A 3,847-nucleotide genomic window follows, 5' to 3' on the forward strand; every position below is an offset into this window, starting at 1 on the left:
ATATAAACCTTCAGGTCGCTTTCGTTCAGCCATGATTTTAGCGAGAAACTAATCATGATGAAAAAGAACGGTGCCAGCAGGATCACGATCCCGGCATGGGTATCGCGCGTCATAAAACGGCCTAATGAAAGCGAATAGTGCAGCGCATATTTCTCCGAAAAATTGCGCACTAAAAAACGGGATTGACCTGTACATTTACCGGATAAACAGAGACTTTCATTGTTGGTCAAATTTACCAATTCCACATTCAGCTCAGGTGGGAGCTGGTAGTCAAATGCTTGAGCCAACGCTTCCTGCAATTCGGGCTTTGAATGGTCATAAACCAGATAGGCCACGATTTGGTCTGATATCTCTTTGCCAGACAGATCGTAGATATAGCTCACCACGCTGTAAGCTTTTTCACCGGTAATTTTATCGGTATAGAAGTTCGTTGAACTAAGGGCTTTGTTTTTGACGTTTTTTTGCAACAGTCGGGTATAGAAATCGACCGGCGGATAGAAAAAGTTGGTGAGATCCCGCGCCATTTCAGAATTTGAGAAACTGAAGTTGCGCGAATCGGAAGCCATAAACCAGTAAAAATAATCTGAATTTTTGGCGATAATATAACGATGTGCATCGAAGCTGCCCGGATTTAGCTCATTAACCATACCGCGAATAAACTCCGCCGCCGTATACATACACAGCGCGTTGTGGCTGGCTTGCTGGGCAATAATTGTCCCCGTTACCGAATGCAGACGCTTTGGGTCGGCGTTAATTCCCCATTCATTCTCATTACGGGGAACAAATTGTGAAATATCGCCACATTGCTCACCCGATTTAATATGGTGATAGCGCTCACCAATCGCATCGGCGATCAGCTCATTATCGTTAAAAATGTCCATCATGCGCGCTTGCATGCGGTTAACACCGTCACTGACTGCAGCCATCCGCTGCTCATAAATTATAAACAGAAACAACGACGTAAATATCAACGTAATGAGCCCTGATACCAGCAGTGCCTGCCTGTTTCTGAGCTTGTCCTGCACAATCTTCACGAGTTCACCCTGATAGTTAACATATTGCCAAACCGGTTACCCGTTTATGTCGTTGCATAACTGCGCTGTATGTTGATTGAGAATGTTAACCGTCCCTAAGCTGATGCCTTAGAAGCCCGCCGTTGTGTGCGCTAAAGTTACAGACTTATACAATAAAAGCACATTTTTGTTAACATAAATGCAAACTAATCATCACCCTCAATCGGATACCCCGCCCGACGAATGGCCTCACGACAATCGCTCACGCCTGCGGCATAGCCCGCTTCGATCTCACAAACAGGACTGGCGCTGCAATAAGGTAGTTTAACCGGAGTCGCAATGCGTTTCTCCAGCGATTCAATTTTATCCATAAAATTCAATAAGTCACGCGCGGCACTCACGGCGAACTCTGCCGTTTCATCTCCGGTGAATGGTTCCAAAAGTGTGATTTTTTGTTGTAGCAGGTGGCGAGTCAACATCATCGTCAATGCCCTCAAAGCCAGTTTGCTTAAAGAGTAGCATTACATCGACGGGGAGAAAGGCAGGTAGAAATAAACTGGTAATAAAAAAGCTGACCGTGGAACGATCAGCTTTTCAGTATGTTAATCACGGACTTAGAAGCGATAACCCGCGGAGAACATAAACACCCACGGATCGAGGCGGACGCTGTCATGCTGCTGCGCGCCAGCCAGTTTGTAGCTCGCGGTGGTGTCGATATCCATGTACCAGACTGACATGTTAATCAGCCAGTCGCGGTTAATCAGATAGTCCATACCCACTTGCCCTGCTGCGCCCCAGGAGTCTTTCAGGCTCAGGTCAGATAAACCGGTTTCTTTGCCGTTATTGTTAAAGCCTTCGTCAAAGAAGGTGGTGTAGTTCACACCGACACCAACGTAAGGACGCAGTTTGCTGCTGGAATCGCCGAAATACCACTGTGCCATTAAGGTCGGTGGTAAATGGTGAACGGTCGCAATATCACCTGTTGTGGCAGTGCCAATTTTATGGCGGAACGGCGTGGCTGCCAGTAATTCAACACCGATATTGTCGGTTGCCATGTAGGTAAATGTCAGACCCAACTGCGTGTTATTGCTGACATCAAAGCCACCCAGGCTTCCCAGCGTACCACCCGCGCCTTCCGTCGGTCTGACGGTGGCAGAACCTGCACGAATAAAGAATTCTCCGGCCTCATGCGCAAATACGTTACCAGAGAGAAGAGTTGTTAATGCCACTGCTGCAACTGTTAATTTTTTCATGTCCGCTCCGTCGTTATGGTTATAAAAGCGGAACGAATATACCCACATTGGAGTAATAAGTGATCTAACCTGGATCACATTGACTTTGATAATTTAACATTTATTGATCCAGATTAAGTTAGAACTTGCATTCAAAATCCTGGTTAACCTAATTCAGATCAATTTCGATATATTTTCGCCACGCAAGTACCTGACCTCCGTTGCAGAATAGCGATGGTTATTTGTTCGTGATGCGCAGAGAACAACCAACGTTCTTGCATGACGCTGAAGTCATAGTCAAAAATTACCGGGGCTTTACAAAGATATGCTTTTCCATACACCGCGCGATGCTGCCACTGTAGAGTTATCCAGGGTACAATTGCCCACAAATGAACACCTGCAAAACTCAAGGAGAGTGCATGTCTATCACGGCGAAATCCGTTTACCGTGACACGGGAAACTTTTTCCGTAATCAATTCATTACCATCTTGCTGGTATCGTTGTTGTGCGCGTTTATCACAGTGGTGTTAGGGCATGCCTTTTCTCCCACCGACGCACAAATTGCGCAACTCAGTGAAGGCGATCAGTTAACCAGCAGCGTGGGATTGTTCGATCTGGTGCAAAACATGACCCCGGAGCAACAGCAAATTTTGCTACGCGCTTCCGCGGCGTCGACGTTTTCCGGTCTGATAGGTAATGCCATCCTCGCCGGAGGTATTATCCTGATGATTCAGCTGATTTCAGCCGGTCATCGGGTCAGCGCGTTACGCGCCATCGGTGCCAGCGCGCCGGTTTTGCCGAAGCTGTTTATTCTGATTTTTCTGACTACTCTGCTGGTGCAAATCGGTATTATGCTGGTGGTGGTACCCGGTATTCTGCTGGCTATCCTGCTGGCACTTGCACCGGTGATGTTAGTACAGGACAAAATGGGTGTCTTTGCCGCGATGCGCAACAGTATGCGTCTGGCGTGGTCGAATATGCGCCTGGTTGCACCAGCAGTGATCGGTTGGCTGCTGGCAAAAACGTTGTTGTTGCTTTTTGCGCCAAGTTTTGCGGTACTTACGCCAAATGTAGGCGCGGTATTGGCGAATACGCTGAGCAATATGATCTCCGCCGTATTGCTGATCTATTTGTTCCGCCTGTACATGCTAATTCGCCAATAAACCCTGAACGCATTCCGGGCTTGTACCCGGTGCTTTTGATGACGGAATCGAAGAATGAAGCAGTTTCTTGATTTTTTACCGCTGGTTGTCTTTTTTGCTTTTTATAAGCTCTATGACATCTACGCGGCGACCTCGGCGCTGATTGTTGCGACGGCTGTGGTTTTGATTTACAGCTGGGTCCGCTATCGCAAGGTCGAGAAGATGGCATTGATCACTTTTGTTCTGGTAGCCGTGTTCGGTGGCCTGACCATCTTCTTCCACAATGATGAATTCATTAAGTGGAAAGTAACGGTGATTTACGGGCTGTTTGCCGGTGCGCTGCTGGTTAGCCAATGGGTAATGAAAAAGCCGCTGATTCAGCGCATGTTAGGTAAAGAGCTGAGCTTGCCACAGCCGGTTTGGACAAAACTTAACTTCGCCTGGGCCGTCTTCTTTATCC

5 protein-coding genes and 1 pseudogene are annotated in these 3,847 nt (G+C 47.4%); 3 read left to right on the forward strand and 3 right to left on the reverse strand.

The window, feature by feature from the left end; translation table 11 throughout:
- The 3 genes from KQJ19_RS22820 to ompW form a co-directional block, all read right to left on the reverse strand.
- Positions 1-1,034, reverse strand: a 1,034-nt coding sequence (locus KQJ19_RS22820; RefSeq protein ID WP_216404210.1) for a GGDEF domain-containing protein, incomplete at its 3' end; no start/stop codon positions are given.
- Positions 1,035-1,219: 185 nt separating this feature from the next.
- Positions 1,220-1,495, reverse strand: coding sequence for a hypothetical protein (locus KQJ19_RS22825; RefSeq protein WP_216404211.1), 276 nt, complete (start codon positions 1,493-1,495; stop codon positions 1,220-1,222).
- A 132-nt stretch (positions 1,496-1,627) separates the two neighbouring features.
- Positions 1,628-2,266, reverse strand: a complete 639-nt coding sequence (gene ompW, locus KQJ19_RS22830) for an outer membrane protein OmpW (RefSeq protein ID WP_016153263.1) — start codon at positions 2,264-2,266, stop codon at positions 1,628-1,630.
- Between the two features lie 283 nt (positions 2,267-2,549).
- Here ompW and KQJ19_RS24145 point away from each other — a divergent pair.
- From KQJ19_RS24145 to KQJ19_RS22840, 3 genes and pseudogenes are all read left to right on the forward strand, one after another.
- Positions 2,550-2,636, forward strand: a pseudogene (locus tag KQJ19_RS24145) (YkgJ family cysteine cluster protein); the annotation flags it as partial.
- 28 nt (positions 2,637-2,664) lie between these two features.
- Positions 2,665-3,408 carry a YciC family protein gene (locus KQJ19_RS22835; RefSeq protein ID WP_016153264.1) on the forward strand — a complete coding sequence of 248 codons (744 nt, stop codon included), beginning with the start codon at positions 2,665-2,667 and terminating at the stop codon, positions 3,406-3,408.
- Positions 3,409-3,462: 54 nt separating this feature from the next.
- A partial coding sequence (locus KQJ19_RS22840) for a septation protein A (protein WP_216404212.1) occupies positions 3,463-3,847 on the forward strand: 385 nt, incomplete at its 3' end.

The sequence above is a fragment of the Citrobacter sp. S46_ASV_140 genome, from assembly GCF_018919545.1.
GTDB lineage: Bacteria > Pseudomonadota > Gammaproteobacteria > Enterobacterales > Enterobacteriaceae > Citrobacter > Citrobacter braakii.